Here is a 25,776-nt window from a genome sequence, read left to right as displayed (position 1 = left end):
AGGGAGAAGGCAAGATCGCGCACTTCTCACCCCTTCGCCGCCTCTTCGATCTTGGCGATGTCGATCTTGCCCATCTTCATCATCGCGCTCATCACCCGGCCGGCCTTTTCCCGGTCCGGATCCTGGAGCAGGCGCGGCAGCTGTTCCGGCACGACCTGCCAGGAGACGCCGAACTTGTCTTTCAGCCAGCTGCAGACGCCCGGCTCGCCGCCTTCGGTGAGCTTTTCCCAGAAATAGTCGACCTCTTCCTGCGTCTTGCAGTCGATCGACTGCGACATCGCCTCGTTGAACTTGAATTGCGGTCCGCCGTTCAGCGCCTGGAACTGCACGCCGTCGAGTTCGAACGTGGTCACCAGCACTTTGCCTTCATCGGCGTGGCCTTCGGGCCAACGCATCACGCTCAGCACCTTCGAATTCTTGAAGATGGAGACGTAGAAATTCATCGCCTCTTCGGCCTGGCCGTCGAACCACAGGCAGGTGGTGATCTTTTGCATGTCGTGCTCCTCGGTTGCTTCTTGCTGCTACAACGGAACGGCTGTCTGAGAAAATGGTCCCACTCCCTTGCCGTTGATCCAAGGACGGGCGTCCGGCAGGCGATCCGACAGGGGAGGCGATCTTTTTTCGCAAACTCTGAATTTTTCTGGAGAATCTGGCGCATTGCAAAAATGTGGCCAGACAATAATTGCCGGTCTATAACGCCTGCGATCCATATTCAGGGCCGCCACGCTCCGCATCGAGCGCCGCCGGCCAGCTAAGGAAAATTCATGCCTGCCTATCGCTCCCGCACCACCACCCACGGCCGCAACATGGCCGGCGCCCGCGGCCTCTGGCGCGCTACCGGCATGAAGGACAGCGATTTCGGCAAGCCGATCATTGCAGTCGTGAACTCCTTCACCCAGTTCGTGCCGGGCCATGTTCACCTGAAGGATCTCGGCCAGCTGGTCGCGCGCGAAATCGAGAAGGCCGGCGGCGTCGCCAAGGAATTCAACACCATCGCCGTCGATGACGGCATCGCCATGGGCCATGACGGCATGCTCTATTCGCTGCCGTCGCGCGAGCTGATCGCCGATTCGGTCGAATACATGGTCAACGCCCATTGCGCCGACGCCATGGTCTGCATCTCCAATTGCGACAAGATCACGCCCGGCATGCTGATGGCCTCGCTGCGCCTGAACATCCCGACCGTGTTCGTCTCCGGAGGGCCCATGGAAGCCGGCAAGGTGGTGCTCGCCGGCAAGGCGCAGGCGCTCGACCTGGTCGACGCCATGGTCGCGGCCGCCGACGACAAGATCTCCGACGAGGACGTCAAGGTCATCGAGCGCTCGGCCTGCCCGACCTGCGGTTCCTGCTCCGGCATGTTCACCGCCAATTCGATGAACTGCCTGACCGAAGCGCTCGGCCTGTCGCTGCCCGGCAACGGTTCGACACTAGCGACGCACGCCGACCGCAAGCGGCTGTTCGTCGAGGCCGGACATTTGATCGTCGATCTCGCCCAGCGCTATTACGAGCAGGACGACGAGACGGCGCTGCCGCGCAGCATCGCTTCAAAAGGCGCGTTCGAGAACGCCATGACGCTCGACATCGCCATGGGCGGCTCTACCAACACCGTGCTGCACATCCTGGCCGCGGCGCATGAGGGGGAGGTCGACTTCACCATGGAGGACATCGACCGGCTGTCGCGGCGGGTGCCCGTGCTGTGCAAGGTGGCGCCGGCCAAGTCGGACGTGCACATGGAGGACGTCCACCGCGCCGGCGGCATCATGGCGATCCTCGGCCAGCTCGACCAGGCCGGACTGATCAACCGCGACCTGCCGACCGTGCACACATCAAGTCTCGGCGAGGCGCTCGATCATTGGGATGTTTCCCGCACCTCAAGCCAGAACGTGCGCGATTTCTTCCTGGCTGCGCCCGGCGGCGTGCCGACGCAGGTCGCCTTCAGCCAGGACCGCCGCTGGGATGAGCTCGATCTGGACCGCGAGACGGGTGTCATCCGCTCGGCGAAGACGCCTTTTTCCAAAGACGGCGGCCTTGCCGTGCTGAAAGGCAATCTGGCGCTCGACGGCTGCATCGTGAAGACGGCCGGCGTCGACGAGTCGATCCTGAAATTCACCGGCCCGGCGCGGGTGTTCGAAAGCCAGGATGCCTCGGTCAAGGCGATCCTGTCGAACGAGATCAAGGCCGGCGACGTCGTCGTCATCCGCTATGAAGGACCGCGCGGCGGCCCCGGCATGCAGGAAATGCTTTATCCGACCAGCTATCTGAAATCGAAGGGCCTGGGCAAGGCTTGCGCGCTGATCACGGACGGACGCTTCTCCGGCGGAACGTCGGGCCTGTCGATCGGCCATGTCTCGCCTGAAGCCGCCGAAGGCGGCACGATCGGGCTGGTGCGGGAAGGCGACACGATCGAAATCGACATCCCCAACCGCTCGATCCGCCTCGCCGTGAGCGATGAGGAGCTCGCCAGCCGCCGGGCGGCGATGGCGGCCAAGGGCGCCCTGGCCTGGAAGCCCGAAGAAAAACGCAAGCGCAAGGTGACGACCGCACTACGCGCCTACGCCGCCTTCGCTACCAGCGCCGACAAGGGTGCGGTGAGGCACGTTCCGGAGTAGCCTTTCCTTCTCCCGTTGTGGGAGAAGGTGGATTGGCGCGTAGCGCCAAGACGGTTGAGGGGTGCTGGTGCCGTCTTGCCGAGCTGGAACTACCCCTCATCCGACTGAACTTCGCTCGGCCCCCTTCTCCCACAACAGGAGAAGGGGGAGCCAGTGCCTTCAAGGGGATGACGACAGATGGACTTCGACCTTATCGTTCGCGGCGGCACATTGCCTGACGGAAGGGTTGCCGACATCGGCATCGTCGGCGAGACGATCGCGGCGATCGAGCCGAAGCTCGATGGCAACGCCGGCACGGCGATCGACGCGCGCGGCAATCTGGTCTCTGCGCCCTTCGTCGACCCACACTTCCATATGGATGCGACGCTCTCCTACGGCATTCCGCGTATCAACGCCTCGGGCACGCTGCTCGAAGGCATCGCTCTGTGGGGCGAACTGAAGCCGCTTCTGACGCATGAGGCGGTGCGCGATCGCGCGCTCGCCTATTGCGACTGGGCGGTGTCGATGGGATTGCTCGCCATCCGCACCCATGTCGATGTTTGCGACGACAGGCTGCTGGCGGTCGAAGCCCTGCTCGACGTCAAGAAGGCGGTGGCGCCCTATATCGACCTGCAGTTGGTCGCCTTTCCGCAGGATGGGCTCTACCGCTCGCCCGGGGCACGGGAAAACACCATCCGCGCGCTGGATCTAGGCGTCGATGTCGTCGGCGGTATTCCGCATTTCGAGCGCACCATGGCCGACGGCGCGCGCTCAGTGACCGAGCTTTGCGAGATCGCGGCAAAACGCGGCTTGATGGTCGACCTGCATTGCGACGAGACCGACGACCCGCTGTCGCGCCACATCGAGCAACTTGCCTATGAGACGCAGCGCCTCGGCCTTCAGGGCAAGGTGGCCGGCTCGCATCTCACCTCGATGCATTCGATGGACAATTACTACGTTTCGAAGCTTCTGCCGCTGATCGCCGAGGCCGGCGTCTCAGCCATCCCCAATCCTTTGATCAACATCATGCTGCAGGGGCGCCACGACACGTTTCCCAAGCGCCGCGGCATGACCCGGGTCAAGGAGATGCTGGCGCTGGGCATCCGCGTCGGCTGGGGCCAGGATTGCGTGCTCGATCCCTGGTATTCGCTGGGCACCGCCGACATGCTCGACGTCGCCTTCATGGGGCTTCACGTCGCCCAGATGTCGAGCCCGGCCGACATGGCGCGCTGTTTCGACATGGTCACCAACGTCAATGCCGCCATCATGGGGCTCGATCATCTAGGCCTCGCCGTCGGCAAGCGCGCAAGCCTGGTCGTCCTCGACGCCGGCAATCCGGTCGAGGCCATTCGCCTGCGCCCCGAACGCATTTGCGTCGTCGCCAGGGGCAAGGTGGTGGCGGAACGAACCAGGCAGGACACCCGGCTTGCCATCCCCGGCAGGCCGGCACTGGTGAACCGGCGGCACGTATCGTCCTAGACCCAGCCGATTCCCGGCGCTGGCCTTGCCGATTCCCGGATTTCTCCTCGTCAAGGCGGCCGCTTCCGTCTACGACGCGGCTTGAACAGGAATCGGGATCGGCATGACGCAACCCGTGGCGCAGAATTCCACCATCAGGAACGTGCTTCTGGCCGGCATTCTTTTGATGCTGGCCGGCGACTTCCTGTTTGCGCTGAACGACGCCATGGGCAAATGGCTTGTCGCCAGCTTTTCCGTCGGCCAGGTGGTGCTGATCAGGTCGATCGGCGCGTTTTTCGTGCTCGGTCCGATGATCGCCCACCAGGGCGCCGCCAAGCTGTTCCGCATGGAACGGCCCGAGTTGCAGGTCCTACGCGTCATCATGACCACGCTCGATACCGCGCTCTTCTATGCCGCCGTCGTCTATCTGCCGCTTGCGGATGTGATGAGCTTCTACATGGCCGGGCCGATCTATGTGGCGGCACTCTCGCATCTCTTGCTTGGCGAGAAGGTCGGCTGGCGCCGCTGGATGGCGATCCTGCTCGGCTTCTGCGGCGTGCTGATCATGCTCAAGCCCTCCTCGGCGGCTTTCTCGCTGTCGTCGGGCTTCGCGCTTGCGGGCAGCATTGCCTTCGCCTTCGCCATTATCCTCAATCGGCGCCTGCGCGGCACCAGCGACACCAATCTGGTGACATGGCAGACCATCGGCACGCTGCTGGTCGGCGGCGCCCTGACCATCGGCGCCTGGCAGACGCCGTCGGCGCTCGATTTCGGCGCCATGCTGCTGCTCGGCATCGTCTCCTGCGGCGCCCATCTGATGATCACGCGGGCGCTCAAGCTGGCGCCGGCCTCGACGCTGGCGCCGCTGCACTACACGCTGCTTCTATGGGCGGTGGTCTTCGGGCTGGCGTTCTTCGGCGACGTTCCCGGCCCGCGCATCCTCATCGGCTCGGGCATCGTCGTGCTGGCCGGCCTGTTCATCTTCCACCGCCAGAAAGTGGTCGACACGACGGTGCCGCCTGAAAACGTGCCGAAGGGTGTGAATTAGCCCTCGCGGATCGCCGCCAGGTGCCGCGAAAATTCCGGCGTCTCCATCAGCGCCTTGCAGCGCGCGAAGCGACCGTCGGCATAGGCCCGAAAATCGTCGACGGGATTGTCGTTGGCGAGCTGGATCAGTCCCCACAGGGTCCACAACAGGTCGCACATCGCCTTGTAGATGACGATGCGGCCGCGCTCTGCCGGTTTCGCCTCGCCGCCGAAATAGGCCCGCATCATCTCCTCGTCCTGCGCGGCATCGAACTTGCCTTCGACGGAGAGGTCGCCAAGATCCCAGAGCGGATCGTTCATTCCTGAATATTCCCAGTCGACGATCCACATCCTGTCGCCCGTATCGAGAAAATTCTCGCACAGCGGGTCGCAATGGCAGGCGACGACGGGCAGCGTGTGGGCCGACAGGGCTGCGCGCACGCCGCCGGCCTCGCGCACCACGTCATGATAGCCGGTGGGCAGGGCGACCTCCTTGGTCGACAGCACCTTGAGATAGTCGTCGATCATCGCGAACAGTTCGAAACGGAACGGAAACACCGCACCGGACGAATGCAGCTTGCGGAAGGCCTCGCCCGCACGCGCCGGGCTGCCCGGCCGAACCCTGAATTTTTCCGGCGACATCGTCACTGCTCCGGCGATGAAGCGCGTCACCATCACCCCGGTACCCGGATCGACATGCAGCACCTCGGGGCTGACGCCTGCCTTAGCCGTCTCGCGCGCAGCCACCGCCTCATTGGCGCGGTTGATGTATTCCTCGGTCCCTTTGCCTGGAATGCGCAGGCAGAAGTCCCCCGCCTTGAAAACCAGGTTGGTGAGGCCGCCGAGCCGCTCCAGCGGCCCGCTATAGCCGGCCAGCATGGGAATGGCGGCAAGTTTTGTCCGCGCCTCGTCCATTGTCATGCCCGCTTCCCCCGCTGTTATTTGTCGCAGCGACGGTTCCACAAAATTCGTGCTTTGGCTATCATCCGTGCGAGACCAATTTAGGGCATGGCGGACAGGACAAAAGTGACCGACAGCAAGCATAAGGGCGCGCTTGGCGCTGCCTACGCGGCCAAGCGCCCGGAAGAAGTGGCGGCGCTCTATGACCGTTGGTCGCAGACCTACGACAGCGACATGTCGGCGGCCGGCTATCGCCATCCCACTATCTGCCTGGCCTTGCTGGCCCGCCATCTGCCGCGCGGTTCGGCCCCGCTGCTCGATGCGGGGGCCGGCACGGGGCTCATCGGCGAATGGCTTGACATCGCCGGCTATCCCGAGGTCGAGGCGCTCGACATCTCGCAAGGCATGCTGGATCAGGCAGACCGCAAGGGCGTCTATTCGGCCCTGCATTGCCTGGCGCTTGGCGGGCCGCTGCCCTTTGCCGACAACGCCTATGCCGGGGTGATCTCGGCCGGCGTCTTTACCTCGGGCCATGTCGGTGCCGAAGGACTGGACGAACTGATCCGCATCTGCCGGCCGGGCGGCGTGATCGTGCTGACGGTCAAGAACACGCTCTGGGATCTGGGCTTTGCCGCGCGAGTCGCGGACCTGGAGGCGCAGGGGCTGGTCACCCGCATCGAGGAAACGCGCCCTTACGTCTCGATGCCGGGCGAGGCCGACACGGTGCCCAGCCGCTGCCTAGCCTTGCGTGTGACCTGATTACGCTTTGATCCTGATCCCCGCCGGATCATACATCGGCTCGAGATGGATCTTTGCCGGCGTGCGCTGCATCGCCACGACCAGTTCATAGCGGCCCGAGGCGAGAAAATCGTCGCTCACGCCGTCGGCATTGCGCACATAGCCGTAGCCGATGTTCTTCTCCACGGTGTAGCCATAGCCGCCGCTGCTGAGATAGCCGACCGGCTCGCCATTGCGCAGGATCGTCTCGCGTCCGACGAGCACGATTTCAGGATCGTCGACCGTGAAGCCGGCGAAACGCTTCTTCAGTGCACCGCCAGTGATTTTCTCCAAGGCGCGCCGCCCGACGAAATCCGTATTCTTGCGAAGCTTCACCGCCCAGCGGAGGCCGGCCTCCAGCGGCGTGTCGTTGGGGGTGATGTCGGATCCCCAGGCGCGATAGCCCTTTTCCAGCCGCAGCGATTCCAGCGCCCGGTAGCCGACCGGGCGGATGTCATGTTGCTTGCCTGCCGCCATCAACGCGTCGAAGATCTCGCCGGTTGCCGAGATCGGCACATGTAGCTCCCAGCCGAGTTCCCCGACATAGGTGACGCGCAACGCCCGCACGGTGTGGCCGGCAACGACAATCTCGCGGGCATGGCCGAATGGGAAACCGCTGTTGGAAACATCGGCATCGGTCACGCCGGCCAGCACCCCGCGGGCGCGCGGTCCCATCAGCGACAGAGTGCCGAAATCCTCGGTGACGTCGGTGAGCGTGACGTCGAGCTCCTTTTCGACGTGGTCGCCGATCCAGGACAGGTCATGGGTGCGGAAACCCGTGCCTGTGACGATGTAGAACCTGTCCTCGCCGAACCGCGATACGGTGAGATCGGCCTCTATGCCGCCGCGCGTGTTGAGAAGCTGCGTATAGGTCAGCCGGCCGGCCGGCTTGCTGACGTCGTTGGCGCAGATCCAGTCCAGCGCCTTCAGCGCGTCGGGCCCGCTCAGTTCGTATTTGGCGAAGGACGACTGGTCGAAGATGCCGACACGCTCGCGCACATGGCGATGTTCGTCGCCGACGGCAGAAAACCAGTTCTGCCGGCCCATGGAATAGACGTCACGCGGCTCGACGCCTTCGGGGGCGAACCAGTTCGGCCGCTCCCAGCCGAGCTTCGAGCCGAACACGGCGCGGTGCTGCTTCAGCCTGTTATACAGCGGCGAAACGATGCGCGGCCGGCCGGAAAGATACTCCTCATGCGGAAAGCCGATCGTGTAGTGCTTGCCATAGGCTTCCAGCGTACGCTCGCGGACCCAGTGCCGGTCGCGATGCAGGCTGGAAAAACGCCTGATGTCGACGACCCACAGATCGAACGGCGCCTCGCCATCGACCACCCATTGCGCCAGCACCCAGCCAGCGCCGCCGCCCGAAGCAATGCCGAAGGCGTTGAAGCCGGCGCCGACGAACATGTTGGCGCATTCGGGCGCCGCGCCGAGGATGAAATTGCCGTCCGGCGTGAAACTCTCGGCCCCGTTGATCATCTGCTTGACGCCGACGGTTTCCAGGGCCGGCACGCGCACGATCGCCTGGCTCATATGCTGTTCGAAATGATCATAATCGTCGTCGAACAGCCTGAACTCCCAGTCGTTGGGCACGTCGCCCCCGGGGAGATCAGTCGTCCAGGCCTGCGGGTTCGGCTCATAGCCGCCCATTACCAGCCCGCCGACCTCTTCCTTGAAATAGGTGCGCCGGTCCGGGTCGCGGACGGTCGGGACATCGGTCGCCAGCCCGTCGATCTTCTCGGTGACGATAAACTGGTGCTTTACCGGCTGCAGCGGCACGTTGATGCCGGCCATGGCGCCAACCTGCCGCGCCCATTGTCCGGCGCAGTTCACCACCTTGTCGCAGGCGATGTCACCCTTGCTGGTTTTCACCGCAATGACGCGGCCGTCCTTGATCTCGAAGCCGGTGACGCGCACATCCTCGTAAAGCCTTGCACCATGCATGCGCGCGCCCTTGGCCAGCGACTGGGTGATGTCGGATGGGCTCGCCTGACCGTCGGTCGGCAGCCAGGAGGCGCCGACGAGATCGCCGGTTTCCATCAGCGGCCACATGGTCTTGACCTCCGCCGGTGACAGCAACTGCATGTCCATGCCGAAACTCTTCGCCGTTGTCGCCAGCCTCTCGTACTCGGTCCAGCGGTCGGCATTGGTGGCAAGGCGCAGGCATCCGCTCATCTTCCAGCCGGTGGCAAGGCCGGTCTCGGCCTCCAGACCCTTGTAGAGGTCGACCGAATATTTGAGCACGCGCGTGATCGAGGCCGACGAGCGCAGCTGCCCGACCAGCCCGGCGGCATGCCAGGTCGAGCCCGAGGTCAGCTTGCCCTGTTCGAGCAGCACCACATCTGCCTTGTGGTCGCGGGCCAGATGGTAGGCCGTCGAGCAGCCGATAATGCCGCCGCCGATGACGACGATCGCTGCCTGGGTTGGCAAAGTCATGGGTTCAGGTCCCGTATTTCGTCCGGTAGTTTTCCAGCGCGGCGTCGAGCCGGGTCAGGTTTTCTTCCGTGTAGGCGACGTAGTCGATGCCGGGCACGTCGAGGTAGAGTTCCGAAACCATGCTCCACATCGCCTCGCGCAGCAGGGAGGCGCATTGCATGGCCGCATGCGAGCGGCGGATCGCCTCATCCGGCTCCTTCATGAAATAGGCAGTCAGGAAGGCGAAGGATTCCTCGTCGCTCATGCCGGCGTTCGAGGCGACGCCGGCAAGGTCGAACATCGCGGTGTTGAAGCCGGCATATTCGAAGTCGATCAGCCATAGCCTGCTGCCGTCGTCGAGAATATTCGCCGGCAAAAGATCATTGTGGCCGAACACGATAGGCAGCAGTTTCTGGGCGCGTTCGAGTTCGTCGGCCAGCACCAGCAGGCGCGGCAGGTCGCTCGCCTTGCGGCTGCCGGCGTCCTCCAGGGTGCGCGCATAGTCGCGGATGACGTGGAACACCCAGAACATGAAGCCGGCACCGGAGACGTGGTTGGGCATCTCGCGGTGGAAGCCGCGCATAAGGACGGCGACACGGCCGAGATTGGCGCGCACGTCCTCAGCCAGACAGGTCTTGGCGCCGAGATACTCCGTCACCAGAATGCCAGGTTCGGCATGGCGGACCGCAGGCGCGAAACCGGCGGCATGCGCGGCGCGTGCGGTCATCACCTCACGCTCGCGAAAGACGTGGTGGAAGGGATAGTCCCTGCCAAAGCGCACGACATGCCTCCCGGCCGCGTCCTTGACCAGATAGTTGGCATTGCTCAGTCCGCCGGGCAGCGGCTCGATCTCGACGCTGCCTGTCCAGCAAGGCAGGGCGCGGATGCGGTCCTCGGCCGTCATGAATTCGCCCTTCGTCCGGCAAGGCGCCGACGGAGCGGCGGCGCCGGGGCGCCCCGCCGTTTGTCCGGTCGCTCGTTCTGGCAAAGACCTCGCCGGCGCGGCATTCGGGATCGGTATCCCGCGCCGCACCGACGAGCCCCACGTGCCGGGCTCTTCGAGGCCGGCATCCGCCCCCGCGGATGAGAAAATTCTTCCAGTCGCCCTCGCGTCAGGCAGTTTCCAGACCTTGGGGCACACAAATTCGGATCAGGCTCCGCTATCGCTCTTCCGTGGCAGTGCGAGCCTGACACGGCATCAGTGTCACGCCGGGTAAGCCATCTTGTCAACGAGATTCTGTGGCTTTTTCTGTTTTCCTGCCCGTATTCTTTCGAGATTCCGTGTAATATGCGGCAGATTTGCTATAGAAGCGGTCACTGCATCATGGCGCGACCGGAAGTGACCCGATGAGCCATTCCAAGCGACACGGCGAAATCCTGCGGTTTCTGCAGGAGGAAGGCACCGTCACCATCGCCAGCCTGGCCGACCGGCTGGGCGTTTCGCTGGAAACCGTGCGCCGCGACGTCAAGCCCCTTACCAGCGACGGCTCGCTCCTGAAGATGCATGGCGCCGTGGGCCTGCCGTCGACGATCGGCGAAGCGCCGTTCGAACGGCGCATGCGCGAGAACGCCGAGGCCAAGCGCCTCATCGCCCGCATGGTCGCCGCCACCATCCGCGACGGCGAATCGATCATGCTCGACACGGGAACGACCACCTCGTTCCTGGCGCGTGAACTACTCGGCCATCGGCGGCTGACGGTCGTCACCAACTCATCCGACATCGCCCGCACGCTGGCCACCGTCAACGGCAACAAGGTCTACATGGCCGGCGGCGAGCTGCGCAGCGATTCCGGCGCCGCCTTCGGCGCCTCGGCCATCGACTTCGTCAGCCGCTTCTCGGTCAGCCACGCGGTGATCTCGACGGGCGCTGTCGATGCGGTGACGGGTGTCATGGATTACGATCTCGACGAGGCCGAGTTCGCCCGCATGGTGCTGTCGCGCGGCCAGCGTTCGCTCGTCGTCACCGATCATTCCAAGTTCGGGCGCCAGGGCCTGGTCCAGGTCTGCGGCTTCGACGGCTTTTCCGAACTCGCCACCGACCGGCCGCCGCCGCGCGACATCGCTGCTGGCCTGGCGCAGGCCGGCGCGCGGCTCAGCATCGCGGGCGACGCAGCCTGACCTAACCGAATACCAGCGACTGGTGGGCGCATATGCCGGCGAAGGCGCCGCCCGACACGGCGAAGGCGATGTTGTGCATCGCGCGTGACGCGTCCCCGGCGGCGTAGACGCCGGGGACCGTCGTCTGCTGCCTGTCATCGACTGATATCACCGGGCCGAGGGGACCGTCCGTGAAGCCGCAACCGAGCTGTTCGGCCAGCGGGCTCGCCATGCTATTGCGCGGCGCGGTGAATATCGCGCGGACCCCGGCCTTTCGGCCGCCGTCGAGGATCACCGTCAAGCCGCCCGCGCCATCCTCCCGCAGTCCGGCGACCGTAGCGGGTTCGAACTTCACATTCTTGCCTTCCAGGGCAGACATCTGTTCGGCATCGGGCTCGACCAGGCCGTTGCCGAACAGCGTGACGTCGCCCCAGTCGGCGATCAACTGCGCCTGATGCAGGGACATGGGCCCGGTCGCGAGCACGCCAAGCGGTCTGCCGGAAACTTCGTAGCCGTGGCAATAGGGGCAGTGCAGCACGGTCTTGCCCCACTGCTCGGCAAGCCCGGGAACCTCCGGCAGGATGTCGCGCACGCCGGTGGCCAGAACCACTCGCGCGGCGCCAAAGGTCTCGCCGCCCTCTGTGCTGATTTCGAAGTCGCTGCTGCTATTGGCGACTGCCTTGTCCGCACGTCCCTTGACAAGCCGGGCTGTCGGATAGGCCAGCAATTGCCGTCTTGCCTCTTCCAGGATGGCGCCGGGCGTGCGCCCGTCCTGGCTGAGGAAACCGTGCGAATGCGCGGCGAACCGATTTCGGGGCTGGCCGGCGTCGATCACCAGGACGTTGCGCCGGGCCCGGGCCGCCTGGATGGCGGCGGACAGGCCGGCAAAGCTGCCGCCGACGACGGCAAGATCATACTGCATGGCTGGATACTCCGATGAGGTCGTAACGGCGGCGGAAGTCGGCGCTCAGGTCGGCCAGCGTGATGCGGCTGAGCTTCTCTGCCAGCAGCTTCTCCGCCGCGATGCGAAAATCGTCGAGGACGGCGATCACGGCCTGTTCGACAAGGCAGCCGGGGCTTTCCGGCTCGGTGCCGAACGGCAGCAGCGTCTCGCCAAGCGCGGCGCTGATTTCGGCCAGCGAGATCTTGTCGGGCCGGCGCCCGAGCAGCCAACCGCCGCCATGCCCGCGTGAAGAGGTGACGATGCCGGCATCCCGCAACCCGGCGATGGTGCGGCGCACCACGACCGGATTGGTGTGGATGAAGGTGGCAAGCTGCTCCGAAGTCAGCGCCCGCTCGGGCTTCTCGGCCATGTGGACCAGAATGTGCAAGGTGGAGGACAGCCGGCTGTTGCGTTTCATGTAACTCGTTTAGTTACGATTCTGGAAGTCGTCAAGTTGCCGATCCGTTTCCACTTCCCAGTGTCGTCTCCGCCGTGTTTAGTCCCGGCCATGGCTTTCACCATCCGCCAGTTACAGTTCTTCATCGCCGTTGCCGAGCAGGGCACGGTGTCGGGTGCTGCGCAGAACCTCTCCATTTCGCAATCCTCGGTCACCGAAGCGATCAAGGAGCTCGAAGGCGATCTCGGCGTCGAATTGTTCGACCGCCATCCGCGCGGCCTCAACATCACCCATAAGGGCCACCAGTTCCTGCGTCATGCCACCAAGATCCTGGCCGATGTGTCCGATGCGCGCCGCGCCTTCCTCGGTGAGCAGGCGACAGCGGGCGGCAGGCTGCAGCTCGGCGTCACCTCGCTGGTCGCCGGCTATGTGCTGTCGGACCTGCTTGCCCGCTACCGCCGTGCCTATCCCGGCGTGGAGGTCTCCGCCATCGAGGACAATGGCGACTATCTCGAGCATCTGCTGATCGGCGGCAAGCTGGACATCGCCGTGATGGTCACGTCCAATCTGCGCGACCGAACCGCGCTGCAATCCGAAATCCTCGAAGTCTCGGCCTACCGCCTGTGGCTGCCGCTCGGGCATCCGCTCGCCGGCGCCGACATCATCGGCATCGGCGACATCGCATCGGAGCCTCTGATCATGCTGACCGTCGACGAGATCGAGGAGAATACCGGCAAGCTGCTGACGGCAATCGGCGCCAAGCCGCATGTCGCCTTCCGCACCCGCTCGGTCGAAGCGGTGCGCAGCCTGGTCGCCACCGGCGCGGGCGTGGCCCTGCTGCCCGACCTCGTCTACCGGCCGTGGTCGCTGGAAGGCGACCGTATCGAGTCGCGCGACGTCTCCGGCGCCTTGCCCGTCGTCCAGGTCGGGATGGTCTGGCGCCGCGGCTCCGGCCTGCCGCAGGCTGCGCGCGATTTCATCGGCCTCGCGCAGTCGCAGCGCATGGTTCGCCAGCGCCCCGACAAGAACGGCCGCTGATCTATCGGAAAAACCGATATCCCCCTTCTGATAAATGAATTTGCGAAACCGGGATTTTCACAGCACCTTCGCTACAGGGAACAAAGCCGCCCCCGAAGCGCGGACCCTATCAATGGGAGATCGACGATGAATTCATTCCTGAAGTCATGCACTGCGTTGACCGTCGCGCTGACCTTCTCCGGCCAAGCCGTCGCCCAGGTCACGGAGCTCGGCAAGGGTGAAGGCGAGGTCAATATCGTCGCCTGGCCCGGCTATATCGAGCGTGGCGAGACCGACAAGGGCTATGACTGGGTCACCGCCTTCGAGAAGGAAAGCGGCTGCAAGGTCAACGTCAAGACCGCCAACACGTCGGACGAGATGGTCTCGCTGATGAACGAGGGCGGCTTCGACCTCGTCACCGCTTCGGGCGATGCGTCGCTGCGCCTCGTCGCCGGCAAGCGCGTGCAGCCGATCAACACCGATCTCATCCCGAGTTGGAAGACGGTCGACGACCGCATCAAGGACGCGCCCTGGTTCACCGTCGACAAGGTGCATTATGGCGTCCCCTACCAGTGGGGGCCGAACGTCCTGATGTACAATACCGATGTCTTCAAGGAAGCGCCCAAGAGCTGGAACGTCGTCTTCGAGGAGATGAAGCTGCCGGACGGCAAGTCCAACAAGGGCCGCGTCCAGGCCTATGACGGCCCGATCCACATTGCCGATGCCGCCAACTACCTGATGTTCCACAAGCCGGAGCTCGGCATCAAGGATCCTTACGAATTGAACGAGGACCAGTACAAGGCCGCGCTTGAGTTGCTGCGTGTCCAGCGCACGCTGGTCGGCCGCTACTGGCACGATGCCGCCATCCAGGTCGACGATTTCCAGAACGAAGGCGTGGTTGCTTCCGGCTCGTGGCCATACCAGGTCAACACGCTGGTCGCGGCCAAGAAGCCCGTCGCCTCGACCGTGCCGGAGGAAGGCGTCACCGGCTGGGCCGACACCACGATGATGGAGGCCGACGCGGCGCACCCGAACTGCGCCTATATGTGGCTCGAACACTCGCTCTCGCCCAAGGTGCAGGGCGACGTCTCGGCCTGGTTCGGTTCGCTGCCGGTCGTCCCCGCCGCCTGCAAGGGCAACGAACTGCTGACCGACGAAGGCTGCAAGACCAACGGCTACGACAATTTCGACAAGATCAAGTTCTGGAAGACGCCGGTGACCAAATGCGCCACCCAGAACGACCAGTGCGTGCCCTATTACCGCTGGGTGTCGGACTATATCGGCGTCATCGGCGGGCGGTGACCTAGCCTTACTCAGCCGAAGTCGGCGCTGCCCCTCACCCCAGCCCTCTCCCCGTGAACAACGGGGAGAGGGGCCGGCAGCGTTGGAGCGCTTCCCTTCTCCCGTCGCTATACGGGAAGAAGGTGCCGGCAGGCGGATGAGGGGCGGCGCCGCCGCTTGAAATTGATGAGCCCGGCAGATCAGGACACCCGATGACCTCAGCCGTTTCCTTTCAGAAAGTCTCGCGTCATTTCGGCAGCGTGCGCGCCGTCGACGCGGTCGACCTCGAAATCGCGCCGGGCGAGTTTTTCGCCATGCTCGGGCCGTCCGGTTCCGGCAAGACGACCTGCCTGCGTCTCATTGCCGGCTTCGAGCAGCCGACGACGGGTTCGGTCTCGATCTTCGGCGAGCGCGCCGAGGGTGTTCCGCCCTATCGCCGCAACGTCAACACTGTCTTCCAGGACTATGCGCTGTTCCCGCATCTCGATGTGCTCGACAACGTCGCCTACGGATTGATGGTCAAGGGCGTCGGCAAGGCCGGGCGGCACAAGGCTGCGGAAGAGGCGCTGTCGCTGGTCAGGCTGCCCGGCTACGGCGCCCGCCGCCCTGGCCAGCTTTCCGGCGGCCAGCGCCAGCGCGTCGCGCTGGCCCGCGCACTTGTCAATCAACCCAAGGTGCTGCTGCTCGACGAGCCGCTCGGCGCGCTCGACCTGAAATTGCGCGAGAACATGCAGGAAGAACTGAAGTCGCTGCAAAAGGCGCTCGGCATAACTTTCGTCTTCGTCACCCATGATCAGGGCGAGGCGCTGTCGATGGCCGATCGCGTCGCCGTCTTCAACGACGGCAGGATCATGCAGATCGGTACGCCGGAAGATATCTACCAGCGGCCGAGCACCCGCTTCGTCGCCGATTTCGTCGGCTCCTCAAACGTGCTGCCGCCCGATTTCGTCCAGCGCTATTGCGGCCAGCGCCGCTGGGGCAGCCTGCGACCCGAATCCATCCGCGTCGGCCGCGCCGCGAAAGGCGACGGCGTGGCCGCGCGCCTCGTCGCGACCAACTATCTCGGCGCCACCACCAGGCTGGCGCTCGACGCCGACGGTCTGAAATTGCACGCCATCGTGCCGGCCGGCACGGCCTTGCCCGGGGAAGGCGAGGCGGTGGTGCTCACCTTCAACCGGGAGAGCCTGCATCTGATGGACGAGCCGGTGTGATGGCTAATAGGCTAACCGAGGTGCTCTACGACGCCCCACTCTGTCCTGCCGGACATCTCCCCCACGAGGGGGGAGATTGGATTTCACCTCGGCTTTCGCCAATCACCAACGTCGCAGAACAGGCGCCCCGGGCCAAGCTGCCGATCTCCCCCCTTGTGGGGGAGATGGCCGGCAGGCCAGAGGGGGGTCCCGTAGAGCGCGGCCTTGCTGGCCTTGATCCGGTGAAAACGTCAGGCGCGTCATGACCATTGCCGCGCTCAACCCCAATCCAGCCCCTGCCATCCTGCCCGGCAGCGGCGGCCTGCGTGGTGCGCTGTCGGACCTGTTCTGGCGTAGGCCGCAACTGCTCCTGTTGCTTATGCTGCTGCCGCCGGTCCTGTGGCTCGGTATCGTCTATATCGGCTCGTTGTTTGCGCTTCTGGCGCAGAGCTTCTTTTCGATCGACGAGTTCTCCGGCCTCATCAACCGCCAGTTTACGTTGAAGACCTATGGCGACCTGTTGCAGGCCGCCAATCTCGACATCATCCTGCGCACGGTGACGATGGCGGCCCTGGTGACGCTGGCCGCGGCTGTCGTCGCTTTCCCCATTGCCTATTACGCGGCGCGCTATGCGCGCGGCCGCTGGAAGGCGCTGTTCTATCTCGGCGTCATGCTGCCGCTGTGGTCGAGCTACCTGGTCAAGATCTATGCGTGGAAATTGATCCTGGCCAAGGAAGGTATCCTCACCTGGCTGCTCGCCAAACTGAACCTGTTGTGGCTGCTCGATGCCTGGCTGTCGCTGCCCATCGTCGGCGGCAACTCGCTGTCGGTGTCGTTCACCGGCACCTTCATCGTTTTCGTCTATGTCTGGCTGCCCTTCATGATCCTGCCGGTGCAGGCAGCCCTCGAGCGTGTGCCCGGCAATCTGGTCGAGGCCTCTTCCGATCTTGGCGCCTCGCCCGGCCAGACTTTTCGCAATGTGTTGTTCCCGCTGGCGTTGCCCGGCATCGTTGCCGGTTCGATCTTCACCTTTTCGCTGACATTGGGCGACTACATCATCCCGCAGATCATCGGCACGTCGCGCCTGTTCATCGGCCAGGCCGTCTATTCGCAGCAAGGCACGGCCGGCAACATCCCGCTCGCCGCCGCCTTCACAGTGGTGCCGATCGTCATCATGGGCTTCTACCTCTGGGGCGCCAAGCGCATGGGGGCCTTCGATGCGCTCTGACCGTGCCCAATCGACTCCACTTGGCCTCAAAGTCGCCGCCGCCTGCGGGCTGTTGTTCCTGCATCTGCCGATCCTGCTGATCTTCGTCTATGCCTTCACGACGGAAGAGAAGAGCTTCGTCTGGCCGCCGCCGGGGCTCACCACGCAATGGTTCGCCGTCACCTGGAACCGGCCGGATGTCTGGCAGGCACTGTCGCTTTCGGTCAGGGTCGCCGCCATCTCGACCGCGATCGCGCTGCTGCTCGGCACGCTTTGCGCCGCCGCGGTGTCACGGACGAAGTTCTTTGGCCGTGAAACCATCTCGCTGCTGGTCATCCTGCCGATCGCGCTGCCCGGCATCATCACCGGCATCGCGCTGCGTTCGGCCTTCGCGCTGGCCGACATTCCGTTCTCGTTCTGGACGATCGTGCTCGGCCACGCCACCTTCTGCGTGGTCGTGGTCTACAACAATGCCGTCGCCCGCTTCCGCCGCACCTCAGGCTCGATGATCGAGGCGTCGATGGATCTCGGCGCCGACGGTTTCCAGACCTTCCGGCATGTCGTGTTGCCCAACATCGCCACCGCGCTGCTTGCCGGCGGCATGCTGGCCTTCGCCCTGTCGTTCGACGAGGTCATCGTCACCACCTTCACCGCCGGCCAGCAGCAGACGCTGCCGATCTGGATGCTTGAGGAACTGATCCGCCCGCGCCAGCGCCCGGTCACCAATGTCGTGGCCATGGTGGTGGTGCTGGTGACGCTGCTGCCGATCCTCGCCGCCTACTACCTGACTCGCGACGGCGACCAGATCACCGGCAGCGGGAAATGAAAACAGTGAATAGGGAATAGCGAGTAGCGAATAGGGAAATCGTTAGCCAAACCCTATTCGCTACTCGCTCCTCTTCAAGGAGAGACCAATGGACACCCAGATGCTGATCGGCTCGAAGTTCGAGAAAGGCACCGAGACCGAAGAGCCGATCCTCAATCCGAAGACCGGGGCGATCATTCTCAATCTTCCCGAGGCGAACCCGGCGCAGATCGAGACGGCGGTGGCGGCTGCTGGGAAGGCGTTCGCGGCGTGGTCTCGAACCACGCCCGCGCAGCGCTCGGGCTACCTCCTTAAGATCGCCGACCGCATAGAGGCGGAAGCCAGGGAATTCGCGGCGCTCGAGGCGCTGAACTGCGGCAAGCCGATCAATGCCGTGCTCAATGACGAAATCCCGGCGATCGTCGACTGCTACCGCTTCTTCGCCGGGGCCGTCCGCTCCATGCCAGGCCAGGTAGCCGGCGAATACCTGCCCGGCCACACCTCGATGGTCAGGCGCGATCCGATCGGCATCGTCGCTTCCATCGCGCCGTGGAACTACCCTTTGATGATGATGGCCTGGAAGCTGGCGCCGGCGATCGGCGGCGGCAACACGGTCGTCTTCAAACCGTCGGAACAGACACCGCTGACGGCGCTGAAACTGGCGAAGATCCTGGCCGAAATCCTGCCCGAGGGCGTCGTCAATGTCGTGCTCGGACGCGGCGACAGCGTGGGCAACACGCTGATCAACCATCCCAAGGTCAACATGATCTCGATCACCGGTGACGTCGCCACCGGCAAGAAGGTGCTGCAGGCGGCCGCCAAGTCGGTCAAGCGCACGCATCTGGAACTCGGCGGCAAGGCCCCGGTCATCGTCTTCGACGATGCCGACCTCGGCGCCGTGGTCAACGGCCTGCGCGCCTTCGGCTACTACAATGCCGGCCAGGACTGCACCGCCGCCTGCCGCATCTATGCCGGCAAGAAGGTATACGACAAGCTCGTCGCGGACCTCTCCTCGGCGGTCTCGACCATCAAGTACAATCTGCCGGACGATGCCGAGAACGAGATCGGCCCGCTGATCTCGCGCCGCCAGCGCGATCGTGTCTCGAGCTTCGTCGAGCGCGCCTCGGAATTGAAGCACATCGAGATCACCACCGGCGGCAAACCGGGCGAGGGCACCGGCTTCTACTATCAGCCGACCGTCGTCGCGGGCGCCTTGCAGGAAGACGAGATCGTGCGCCGCGAAGTCTTCGGCCCGGTCGTCTCGGTCACCCGCTTCTCGGAAGTCGACGAGGCGGTGAACTGGGCCAACGACAGCGATTATGGCCTGGCGTCGTCGGTGTGGACCAGGGACGTCTCGCGTGCCATGGCGACCGCCGCTCGCCTGCAATATGGCTGCACCTGGATCAACACCCACTTCATGCTGACCAACGAGATGCCGCATGGCGGGCTGAAGCAGTCCGGTTACGGCAAGGACATGTCGCTCTACGCGCTGGAGGATTATACCGCCGTGCGCCATGTGATGGTGGCGCACGGGTAATCTGTCTCCTTCCGGCAAAGGCGGATGTTATATGGCTGTGGCCGGCGCCGGCGACCCCGCTCAAGAGGGTCGTCAGCACCATTCCACTTCGCGATTGCGCTGCATCTGACAGGCACCGCCGCCGAACGGCATCAGCGGCGAGCCCCCGCACTACGCGGCCGTTCGGCCCTGCATCACCGATGTCGCGGGCTTGATGTTCTGGTTGACCCGGAAGACATTGGACGGGTCGTAGGTTCGCTTAACCTGGCTCAGCCGCTCGTAATTCCCGCCATAGCTCGCCTGCAAGCGCGCGTCCCCTTCATCGTCCATCATGAAGTTCACGTAGCCGCCCTCGCCATTATGGGGATGGATGCTCGCCCAGTAGTTCCGGGCCCACGCTGTCAGGTCGGCGGCTTTGCCCGGATCGGGATCGATGGCGGCGATGACCATCGACCAGCTTGCGTCACGCGCGTTCCAGGCGGTCTCGTCCTTGCCGACGCGGCGGACGGCGCCGTCGATCGGGTATAGATGCATGAGCGACAATTCGCTGGGCGCCTCGGCGGCCTGTGCGATATGGGTCGCGATCGCTTCGTCGGGAAGCGACTTGACGAAATCGCCCTTCCAGTACCATTGCAGGCCTTTCGGAAGGAGCGGATCGAATAGCGACTGCATCGCCGGGAACGGCATTACGCCCATCCAGTTGAACATTGGCGGCGGCAAGGTGTCCAGCAGCGGCGCCATGGCCTTGCGCCCGTCCTCCTCCGTGCCGTTGTAGCACGAGATGATGGCACAGGCGCGCTTGCCCCAATGCTCGCGCGGGAACGGATCGGTCGAGGGGACGGCCTTCAGGCCGACAAAAGCGCCGAGATCCTCCGGCGCCTCCGGCAGGTAGTCGCGATAGGTACGCATGACCGCCGGTGCGTGCCTGGCCTCCCAGAATACCGGACCGCCGAAGATCATGTTCACGGGATGAGCCTGGAACAGGAAGCTGGTTACCACGCCGAAATTGCCGCCGCCGCCCCGGAGCGCCCAGAACAGGTCGGGATTCTCATCTTTGCTGGCCCTCGCCAGACTGCCATCGGCCAGCACAAGATCGGCCTCGATCAGATTATCGATGGTGAGACCGTATTTGCGCGTGAGATAGCCCGTTCCTCCACCAAGGGTGAGACCGGCAACGCCCGTGGTCGAAACGATGCCGAACGGAACGGCGAGCGCGGAAGGATGGGTGGCGTGGTCCACGTCGCCCGAAGTGCAGCCGGGCGCGACCCTCACGGTGCGGGTTTTCGGGTCGACATGGACGCCTTTCATCATCGACAGGTCGATGACGAGACCGTCGTCGCAAATCCCCAATCCCGCGCCATTGTGGCCGCCGCTGCGCACGGCGATGAGGAGGTCGTTTATGCGCGCGAACCTTACGGCGGTGATCACGTCGGCGACATCGACGCAGCGTGCAATCAGCGCCGGGCTCTTGTCGATCATGCCGTTGTAGACCTTGCGGGCCTCCTCATAGCCGGCTTCGCCGCGTAGGATCAGCTCTCCGCGCAAGCCTTCACGCAGTTTTGCATAGGTTTCGTCGGTCATCGGTTTCCTCCCTGATCGCGCCTGCGCCATATGGTTTCGACGCGACGATTTATCTTGTTGCTTTGTTTGTGCCGTCCATCCGTCGGGTGCGCAGATGGTGCAGGGGAGCACATTGCACCGATCCGGCTCCTCGCTGCTTCGCCCGAAAGGGCCAGTGGGGAAATGGCCCAGGAGAGCCATAGCGGGCAGGCGAAAGCCGTGTGGTAGGGAAAGCGCGTCGCGTCGAAAGGGACCGATGCGGCGCGCTTCAGATCGTCTTTCCATGGGCACCTTTGGGCGACATGCACTATTCGACGATGCGGAAAATCTGCCAGAGGCTGGTGCCCGACACGATGTAAGGCTCGATCTCCTTGCCCCATTTGGCGTGCGCGTCGATCTTGCCGATCCTGGCGAAGAAGTCTTCCAACTGGGCCAGGCTTTCGACCTGGTGGTGAGATTCGACCGTCGCCTCCCTCGCGCCGATCGAACCCGTCATGATCTGGAACTTCAGGTCGGCGATACCGACCTGCGAACCGATCTCGCGTTCCCATTTCCGCATGAGTTCGAGCACGGTCTGCTTGTGTCCGAACCTGGCGTCGATCTGCCATCTGGCGCTGAACATTTTTTCCTCCTCCGAAGATGCGGCTGATGCCGCGATTGACTATTCGTCCCAGGCCTGCACGACGGTCTGTCGTGCAATCCGCCCGTCCTTGAGTTCCAGCATCGCCGCACAGAACACCTTGGTCCCGTCCGGGTAGGCGCAAGCCTGGGTGAAGGCGAGATTATCGCCATCGGCGATGGTGGTATCGACCTTATGGGTCATTGCCCGGCTGCAGATATCGTCCCAGAACGTGCTGATCGCCGCTCGGCCGCGGATCTCGCGCGGCCTGCTCGGCGGATTGTTGCGGTCGACGACCCGCAACACCGCATCGTCGGCGTAGAAGCTCGACAGCGTCTGTCCGTCGCGCCCTTCGATGGCTTTCTTGATTGCCGCGCCGTCAACGGCCTGTGTCTTGGTCAGCATTTCATCCTCCATGGGCCCGTCTTCGCGATCGGGCGGTTGATGAGCAAAGTGCTGCCCGGCGGTCATCGCCGGGCAGGGCGTCACTGCGACTTGGCCTTCACGGCCGCGAACACGTTATCGGTCTGCTTCTTGAGGGCCGAGAGATCGACCTGGCTGCCGTTGAGCATCGTCGACCAGTGACGAACGATCGCCGCCATCGCCACCGCTTCCTTGATCTCCTCGTCGCTCGCGCCGTTGAGCTTGGCGGCCTCGGTGTGGAAGTAGACGCAGTACTGGCAAGGAATCTGCGAGGCGACGGCAAGTCCCATGAGTTCCTTGGTCTTGCCGTCCAGTGCGGTCTTGGGGTTGAGCTGCATCGACTTGATCTCGGCCCAGGCACCGGCGACCGCTACGTCAGGCAAAGTCCTGAACATGTCCGGCACGGAGCCGAGCGTGGCCTCTATGTCCTTGTACGCTGCCGTCGCCGAGGCGTCCTCGGCCCGCGCCGGAGCCAGGGCCAGCAAGGCGCCGGCGCCGGCCGCGATGACGAGCAATCTGGTCTTGCGACTTGATTTCAGCATTTCATCCTCCCTTCGCAGTACCGTTGCGGCGATATCGCCTGGTCTGCATGCGGAAGAATTGATAATCCCCGACGCCTTCGGCCGCTTCGCCCGAAAGCGCCATGGCCTTTATGGCCCGTGCGGGCCAGGATTCCGTGCCGAAAACGCGGCCGCCGCCGCCCGCGACGGCAGGTCGAGCTTGAGCAATATGTTGGCCACGTGACGCTTGACGGTATGCTCGCTGAGGTTGAGTTCGGCGGCGATCGCGGCATTGCTTTTGCCATCGGCGATCAGGCTCACCACCTCGCTTTCGCGCGCCGTCAGCGTCGCCGGCTCGGCAGGCCTGGGCTTGGATCGGCAGGCGGGTTCCAGATGCTGCTCGGACGTCGCAAGGACAAGTGCCAGCGGCTCGTCCAATTCGTCCAGCGCAATGCGTCCGCCATCGATGAAATGGAGGCCTGAGCCGGTCGCCAGGTCGGAAACCAGCCGCGACGCCAGGATGTCGCCGCGGCCGGCATGGGCGGCAAGTTGTATGGCGACGCGTGCGGTCAGGCCGACCGGCGGTCCGCGCATCTCGATCTCGCCGACATGCACGCCCTGCGCGCTGGCCACGCCGATCTCCTGCGCCGCTTCGCGCAATGCGGCCGCGCAGCGTATCGCGCGCGCCGGACCGTCGAAGCGCGAGATCATCAGCTCGCCATGCGTGCCCGCGGGCCGTCCGCCATGGCGCCCCACCAGCAGTCGCCAGGTCTCCTGGAAGCGCTGGCTGCGCTCACTCCACATGCGGTCGCCAAGGCGCGCCGTGTCGTAGATACGCGTCACCAGCAATGCGGCAAGCACGCGTTCGCTGTCGGCCACGGCCGGCTCGCCGGTCAGGAATTCCTCGATCAGGTCGGCGACCCGGTCGACGTCACCGGTCCATACCGGGTGGTCGCGCCCGGGGATTTCGACAAGCCGGGCGTTCGGGATCTTCCGGGCGAGGAAGCGGCTGGCATCGGGATCGACGCGCGCGTCGTTGCGGCGGTGGATCAGCAGCGTCGGCGCGCTGATCGCCGACAGAATGCCGCGCACGTCTATGCCGGCGTTCATGCGCGCCAGTGCCGCCGCCGCCGTCGGGCTTGCCGACAACCGTTCGAACCGCGACCACCAGGCGGCAAAGTGACTGTCCTCCACGCGCCCGGGCGCAAAATGCGGCAAGGTGGCACCAGTGCCCCAGGCGGTTTCCGTCGTCGCGATGAATGCGTCCAGCCGTTCCGGCGGCATCACCCATCGGTGGAAATGGGCATAGCCGCCATACAGCACCAGGGCGCGCGTCCGCTTCGGATAGGTAGCCGCGAACAGCATGGCCATCGGAGCGCCTTCCGAGGCGCCGAGCAGGGCCGCGCGGCCGCTGCCGGCGGCGTCCATCACCGCACGCACGTCGTCCATGCGCGTTTCGAGGCTGGGGAGATGGTTGGCATCGACGCGGTCGGACAGGCCGGTGCCGCGCTTGTCGAACAGGATCAGCCTTGAAAAGGCGGAAAGCCGTTTCAGCAGCCTGCTATAGCCTTCATCCTCCCAATGCAGGTCGAGATTGGAGATGAAGCCCGGCACGAAAACGAGATCGAACGCGCCTTGGCCGACCACCTGATAGGCGATCCGCACGTCGCCGCTACGGGCGTATCGGGTCTCGATCGGCCTCACGAGTTGTTCCGCCCGGCCTGACGATTTCGGATCGCCGACCATAGCAGAGCTGCGTCGCTTGCGGCAGCTTAAACTTTAGCGGAAGGAAATATAAGCGGACGCGAACCAATGGCTATTTTTGCGAGGCGGCTACGTCGCCCGGGGGGAGCTTGAGCCCGAGCTTCAGATCAGCTTCGGCGGGCGTGATCGGCCGCTTGATACTGGTCGAGGCAGCCACGACGAGTTCATCGAAGCCATCGCCGCCGCTGTCCAGCATCTCGAAGAACTGGCGCCGCATCCTCGGTTCCCAGAATTTGTTGATATGCTCGGCCACGCCGGCCACGCCTTCTTTGCGCGGCCTGGAGTGGAAAAAGGCCGCGATCTGGTTGGCCATCCGCACCAGCTTTTCGCTGGTGCTCATGATGTGGTCTTCGTCATGCGACATGTTTGGCAACTCCGCGGACCACCCGGTCGGGATGGGTGAAAATATCGAAATCGTCGCCGCGAACCAAGGCCACCAGCGTCATGCCGGCTTGTTCGGCGGTGCGGACGGCAAGCGCGGTCGGCGCCGAGACGGCGATGATGAAGGGCGAGCCGATCGCCGCCGTCTTCTGCACCATCTCGACGGAGACGCGCGACGTCACCACCACCGCGCCGATCGCGCCGTCGATGCCGGCCTTGGCCAATGCGCCGGCCAGCTTGTCCAGTGCGTTGTGACGACCGACATCCTCGCGCGCAATGACGGTGCCCTTGCCGGGAATATAGAAGCCGGCGGCATGCACCGCGCCCGTCTCGCTGTGCAGCGGCTGCATCTTGGCGAGAAGCTTGACGGAACGGACGATGTCGCCGGCATCAAGCGTAAGTTTAGACGTACCAACCGTATCGACCGAGCGCATCGCTTCCTCGATGGATTCGATGCCGCAGAGCCCGCAGCCAACCGGTCCGGCGAGCCTGCGCCGCCGCGCCTCGAAGCGCGTGTTGGCCTGGTCCTTCAGTCGAATCTGGATGTCGATGCCGGCGCCGAGATCCTCGACCTCGATCGCCTCGATCTCGTCGGGTGAAGCGATGATGCCTTCGGTCAGCGAGAAACCGAGCGCGAAATCCTTCAAATCGGCCGGGCTCGCCATCATCACCGCGTGCGTTGTGCCCGCGAAGGAGAACGCCACCGGCGTTTCTTCCGGCACCATGCGGCGGGCCGCTGCCGTGCCGCATGCGCGGCGAGCGAGACGGGACATTTCGGTGATGGCGGGGCGTTTGCGGGTCACGAGACGCACCCCTCGCGCCTTTCCTCTCCCCCGTCGATCGGGGAAGAGGTGTCGAGCGAAGCTCGACGGAGTGGGGGGCGATCAACCGTCAAGATTGAAGCTCTTATTG

General features: G+C 64.4%; 24 protein-coding genes. 11 read left to right on the top strand and 13 right to left on the bottom strand.

The features are described 5' to 3' along the window. Positions 1-26: 26 nt before the first annotated feature. Complete coding sequence (locus FJ964_RS09930; RefSeq protein WP_140550223.1) at positions 27-494, bottom strand: VOC family protein; 468 nt, start codon at positions 492-494, stop codon at positions 27-29. Positions 495-764: 270 nt separating this feature from the next. Between FJ964_RS09930 and ilvD the strand changes: the two genes are divergently transcribed. The 3 genes from ilvD to FJ964_RS09915 all read left to right on the top strand — a co-directional run bounded on the left by ilvD (position 765) and on the right by FJ964_RS09915 (position 5,094). Beyond that, positions 765-2,609: a dihydroxy-acid dehydratase gene (ilvD, locus tag FJ964_RS09925; RefSeq protein ID WP_140550222.1), complete on the top strand. Its 1,845-nt coding sequence runs from the start codon at positions 765-767 to the stop codon at positions 2,607-2,609. Between the two features lie 177 nt (positions 2,610-2,786). After that, positions 2,787-4,067: an amidohydrolase family protein gene (locus FJ964_RS09920; protein WP_140550221.1), complete on the top strand. Its 1,281-nt coding sequence runs from the start codon at positions 2,787-2,789 to the stop codon at positions 4,065-4,067. 103 nt (positions 4,068-4,170) lie between these two features. Then, positions 4,171-5,094: a DMT family transporter gene (locus tag FJ964_RS09915; RefSeq protein ID WP_140550220.1), complete on the top strand. Its 924-nt coding sequence runs from the start codon at positions 4,171-4,173 to the stop codon at positions 5,092-5,094. On the opposite strand, the gene FJ964_RS09910 is transcribed toward FJ964_RS09915, so the two are convergent. Further along, positions 5,091-5,993 (bottom strand): phosphotransferase family protein, encoded by a 903-nt coding sequence (locus FJ964_RS09910; protein ID WP_140550219.1) that lies wholly within the window; start codon positions 5,991-5,993, stop codon positions 5,091-5,093. The genes FJ964_RS09915 and FJ964_RS09910 overlap by 4 nt on opposite strands. A gap of 105 nt (positions 5,994-6,098) precedes the next feature. Here FJ964_RS09910 and FJ964_RS09905 point away from each other — a divergent pair, with 105 nt between their 5' ends. Then, positions 6,099-6,731: a class I SAM-dependent methyltransferase gene (locus FJ964_RS09905; protein ID WP_181172419.1), complete on the top strand. Its 633-nt coding sequence runs from the start codon at positions 6,099-6,101 to the stop codon at positions 6,729-6,731. Here FJ964_RS09905 and FJ964_RS09900 read toward each other — a convergent pair whose 3' ends face one another. Beyond that, positions 6,732-9,185: an FAD-dependent oxidoreductase gene (locus FJ964_RS09900; RefSeq protein ID WP_140550217.1), complete on the bottom strand. Its 2,454-nt coding sequence runs from the start codon at positions 9,183-9,185 to the stop codon at positions 6,732-6,734. Between the two features lie 4 nt (positions 9,186-9,189). After that, positions 9,190-10,068 carry a phosphotransferase family protein gene (locus FJ964_RS09895; RefSeq protein ID WP_140550216.1) on the bottom strand — a complete coding sequence of 293 codons (879 nt, stop codon included), beginning with the start codon at positions 10,066-10,068 and terminating at the stop codon, positions 9,190-9,192. A gap of 443 nt (positions 10,069-10,511) precedes the next feature. On the opposite strand from FJ964_RS09895, the gene FJ964_RS09890 reads away from it, so the two are divergent. Beyond that, positions 10,512-11,282 (top strand): DeoR/GlpR family DNA-binding transcription regulator, encoded by a 771-nt coding sequence (locus FJ964_RS09890; protein ID WP_140550215.1) that lies wholly within the window; start codon positions 10,512-10,514, stop codon positions 11,280-11,282. A 1-nt stretch (position 11,283) separates the two neighbouring features. On the opposite strand, the gene FJ964_RS09885 is transcribed toward FJ964_RS09890, so the two are convergent. Next, entirely contained in the window at positions 11,284-12,183 is a 900-nt protein-coding gene (locus tag FJ964_RS09885) for an NAD(P)/FAD-dependent oxidoreductase (protein WP_140550214.1), read from the bottom strand. After that, positions 12,173-12,622 carry an Rrf2 family transcriptional regulator gene (locus FJ964_RS09880; protein ID WP_140550213.1) on the bottom strand — a complete coding sequence of 150 codons (450 nt, stop codon included), beginning with the start codon at positions 12,620-12,622 and terminating at the stop codon, positions 12,173-12,175. The genes FJ964_RS09885 and FJ964_RS09880 overlap by 11 nt, the downstream gene beginning before the upstream one ends. Positions 12,623-12,712: 90 nt before the next feature. Between FJ964_RS09880 and FJ964_RS09875 the strand changes: the two genes are divergently transcribed. The 6 genes from FJ964_RS09875 (at position 12,713) to FJ964_RS09845 (ending at position 19,638) form a co-directional block, all read left to right on the top strand. Then, positions 12,713-13,639 carry a LysR substrate-binding domain-containing protein gene (locus tag FJ964_RS09875; protein ID WP_027023699.1) on the top strand — a complete coding sequence of 309 codons (927 nt, stop codon included), beginning with the start codon at positions 12,713-12,715 and terminating at the stop codon, positions 13,637-13,639. A 126-nt stretch (positions 13,640-13,765) separates the two neighbouring features. Next, positions 13,766-14,920: an ABC transporter substrate-binding protein gene (locus FJ964_RS09870; RefSeq protein ID WP_140550212.1), complete on the top strand. Its 1,155-nt coding sequence runs from the start codon at positions 13,766-13,768 to the stop codon at positions 14,918-14,920. 191 nt (positions 14,921-15,111) lie between these two features. Further along, complete coding sequence (locus FJ964_RS09865; protein ID WP_140550211.1) at positions 15,112-16,110, top strand: ABC transporter ATP-binding protein; 999 nt, start codon at positions 15,112-15,114, stop codon at positions 16,108-16,110. A gap of 241 nt (positions 16,111-16,351) precedes the next feature. Continuing rightward, positions 16,352-17,317, top strand: coding sequence for an ABC transporter permease (locus tag FJ964_RS09855; RefSeq protein WP_140550209.1), 966 nt, complete (start codon positions 16,352-16,354; stop codon positions 17,315-17,317). Next, positions 17,307-18,122 carry an ABC transporter permease gene (locus FJ964_RS09850; RefSeq protein WP_140550208.1) on the top strand — a complete coding sequence of 272 codons (816 nt, stop codon included), beginning with the start codon at positions 17,307-17,309 and terminating at the stop codon, positions 18,120-18,122. The genes FJ964_RS09855 and FJ964_RS09850 overlap by 11 nt, the downstream gene beginning before the upstream one ends. Before the next feature lie 88 nt (positions 18,123-18,210). Continuing rightward, entirely contained in the window at positions 18,211-19,638 is a 1,428-nt protein-coding gene (locus FJ964_RS09845; protein ID WP_140550207.1) for a gamma-aminobutyraldehyde dehydrogenase, read from the top strand. Positions 19,639-19,788: 150 nt separating this feature from the next. Here FJ964_RS09845 and FJ964_RS09840 read toward each other — a convergent pair whose 3' ends face one another. From FJ964_RS09840 to fdhD, 7 genes are all read right to left on the bottom strand, one after another. Beyond that, positions 19,789-21,198 carry an FAD-binding oxidoreductase gene (locus FJ964_RS09840; RefSeq protein WP_140550206.1) on the bottom strand — a complete coding sequence of 470 codons (1,410 nt, stop codon included), beginning with the start codon at positions 21,196-21,198 and terminating at the stop codon, positions 19,789-19,791. A gap of 286 nt (positions 21,199-21,484) precedes the next feature. After that, positions 21,485-21,799 carry a hypothetical protein gene (locus FJ964_RS09835; RefSeq protein ID WP_140550205.1) on the bottom strand — a complete coding sequence of 105 codons (315 nt, stop codon included), beginning with the start codon at positions 21,797-21,799 and terminating at the stop codon, positions 21,485-21,487. 39 nt (positions 21,800-21,838) lie between these two features. Continuing rightward, positions 21,839-22,201, bottom strand: coding sequence for a nuclear transport factor 2 family protein (locus FJ964_RS09830; protein ID WP_140550490.1), 363 nt, complete (start codon positions 22,199-22,201; stop codon positions 21,839-21,841). Between the two features lie 80 nt (positions 22,202-22,281). After that, positions 22,282-22,761, bottom strand: coding sequence for a carboxymuconolactone decarboxylase family protein (locus FJ964_RS09825; protein WP_140550204.1), 480 nt, complete (start codon positions 22,759-22,761; stop codon positions 22,282-22,284). A 108-nt stretch (positions 22,762-22,869) separates the two neighbouring features. Next, positions 22,870-24,423 carry an alpha/beta fold hydrolase gene (locus FJ964_RS09820; RefSeq protein ID WP_140550203.1) on the bottom strand — a complete coding sequence of 518 codons (1,554 nt, stop codon included), beginning with the start codon at positions 24,421-24,423 and terminating at the stop codon, positions 22,870-22,872. Between the two features lie 112 nt (positions 24,424-24,535). Next, complete coding sequence (locus FJ964_RS09815) at positions 24,536-24,847, bottom strand: formate dehydrogenase subunit delta (RefSeq protein ID WP_140550202.1); 312 nt, start codon at positions 24,845-24,847, stop codon at positions 24,536-24,538. Further along, positions 24,837-25,667, bottom strand: a complete 831-nt coding sequence (fdhD, locus tag FJ964_RS09810; protein ID WP_140550201.1) for a formate dehydrogenase accessory sulfurtransferase FdhD — start codon at positions 25,665-25,667, stop codon at positions 24,837-24,839. The genes FJ964_RS09815 and fdhD overlap by 11 nt, the downstream gene beginning before the upstream one ends. Positions 25,668-25,776 lie beyond the last annotated feature (109 nt).

This window comes from Mesorhizobium sp. B2-3-2 (assembly GCF_006442295.1).
GTDB lineage: Bacteria > Pseudomonadota > Alphaproteobacteria > Rhizobiales > Rhizobiaceae > Mesorhizobium.
Note: the sequence above shows the minus strand (reverse complement) of the source record. Positions and strands in the feature narration are given on the sequence as shown.

Excerpts from the sequence above, each read along its gene's own strand:
- FJ964_RS09930 (WP_140550223.1), bottom strand. The coding sequence starts at position 494 with ATGCAAAAGATCACCACCTGCCTGTGGTTCGACGGCCAGGCCGAAGAG.
- ilvD (WP_140550222.1), top strand. The coding sequence starts at position 765 with ATGCCTGCCTATCGCTCCCGCACCACCACCCACGGCCGCAACATGGCC.
- FJ964_RS09920 (WP_140550221.1), top strand. The coding sequence starts at position 2,787 with ATGGACTTCGACCTTATCGTTCGCGGCGGCACATTGCCTGACGGAAGG.
- FJ964_RS09915 (WP_140550220.1), top strand. The coding sequence starts at position 4,171 with ATGACGCAACCCGTGGCGCAGAATTCCACCATCAGGAACGTGCTTCTG.
- FJ964_RS09910 (WP_140550219.1), bottom strand. The coding sequence starts at position 5,993 with ATGACAATGGACGAGGCGCGGACAAAACTTGCCGCCATTCCCATGCTG.
- FJ964_RS09900 (WP_140550217.1), bottom strand. The coding sequence starts at position 9,185 with ATGACTTTGCCAACCCAGGCAGCGATCGTCGTCATCGGCGGCGGCATT.
- FJ964_RS09895 (WP_140550216.1), bottom strand. The coding sequence starts at position 10,068 with ATGACGGCCGAGGACCGCATCCGCGCCCTGCCTTGCTGGACAGGCAGC.
- FJ964_RS09890 (WP_140550215.1), top strand. The coding sequence starts at position 10,512 with ATGAGCCATTCCAAGCGACACGGCGAAATCCTGCGGTTTCTGCAGGAG.
- FJ964_RS09885 (WP_140550214.1), bottom strand. The coding sequence starts at position 12,183 with ATGCAGTATGATCTTGCCGTCGTCGGCGGCAGCTTTGCCGGCCTGTCC.
- FJ964_RS09880 (WP_140550213.1), bottom strand. The coding sequence starts at position 12,622 with ATGAAACGCAACAGCCGGCTGTCCTCCACCTTGCACATTCTGGTCCAC.
- FJ964_RS09875 (WP_027023699.1), top strand. The coding sequence starts at position 12,713 with ATGGCTTTCACCATCCGCCAGTTACAGTTCTTCATCGCCGTTGCCGAG.
- FJ964_RS09870 (WP_140550212.1), top strand. The coding sequence starts at position 13,766 with ATGAATTCATTCCTGAAGTCATGCACTGCGTTGACCGTCGCGCTGACC.
- FJ964_RS09865 (WP_140550211.1), top strand. The coding sequence starts at position 15,112 with ATGACCTCAGCCGTTTCCTTTCAGAAAGTCTCGCGTCATTTCGGCAGC.
- FJ964_RS09855 (WP_140550209.1), top strand. The coding sequence starts at position 16,352 with ATGACCATTGCCGCGCTCAACCCCAATCCAGCCCCTGCCATCCTGCCC.
- FJ964_RS09850 (WP_140550208.1), top strand. The coding sequence starts at position 17,307 with ATGCGCTCTGACCGTGCCCAATCGACTCCACTTGGCCTCAAAGTCGCC.
- FJ964_RS09845 (WP_140550207.1), top strand. The coding sequence starts at position 18,211 with ATGGACACCCAGATGCTGATCGGCTCGAAGTTCGAGAAAGGCACCGAG.
- FJ964_RS09840 (WP_140550206.1), bottom strand. The coding sequence starts at position 21,198 with ATGACCGACGAAACCTATGCAAAACTGCGTGAAGGCTTGCGCGGAGAG.
- FJ964_RS09835 (WP_140550205.1), bottom strand. The coding sequence starts at position 21,799 with ATGTTCAGCGCCAGATGGCAGATCGACGCCAGGTTCGGACACAAGCAG.
- FJ964_RS09830 (WP_140550490.1), bottom strand. The coding sequence starts at position 22,201 with ATGCTGACCAAGACACAGGCCGTTGACGGCGCGGCAATCAAGAAAGCC.
- FJ964_RS09825 (WP_140550204.1), bottom strand. The coding sequence starts at position 22,761 with ATGCTGAAATCAAGTCGCAAGACCAGATTGCTCGTCATCGCGGCCGGC.
- FJ964_RS09815 (WP_140550202.1), bottom strand. The coding sequence starts at position 24,847 with ATGTCGCATGACGAAGACCACATCATGAGCACCAGCGAAAAGCTGGTG.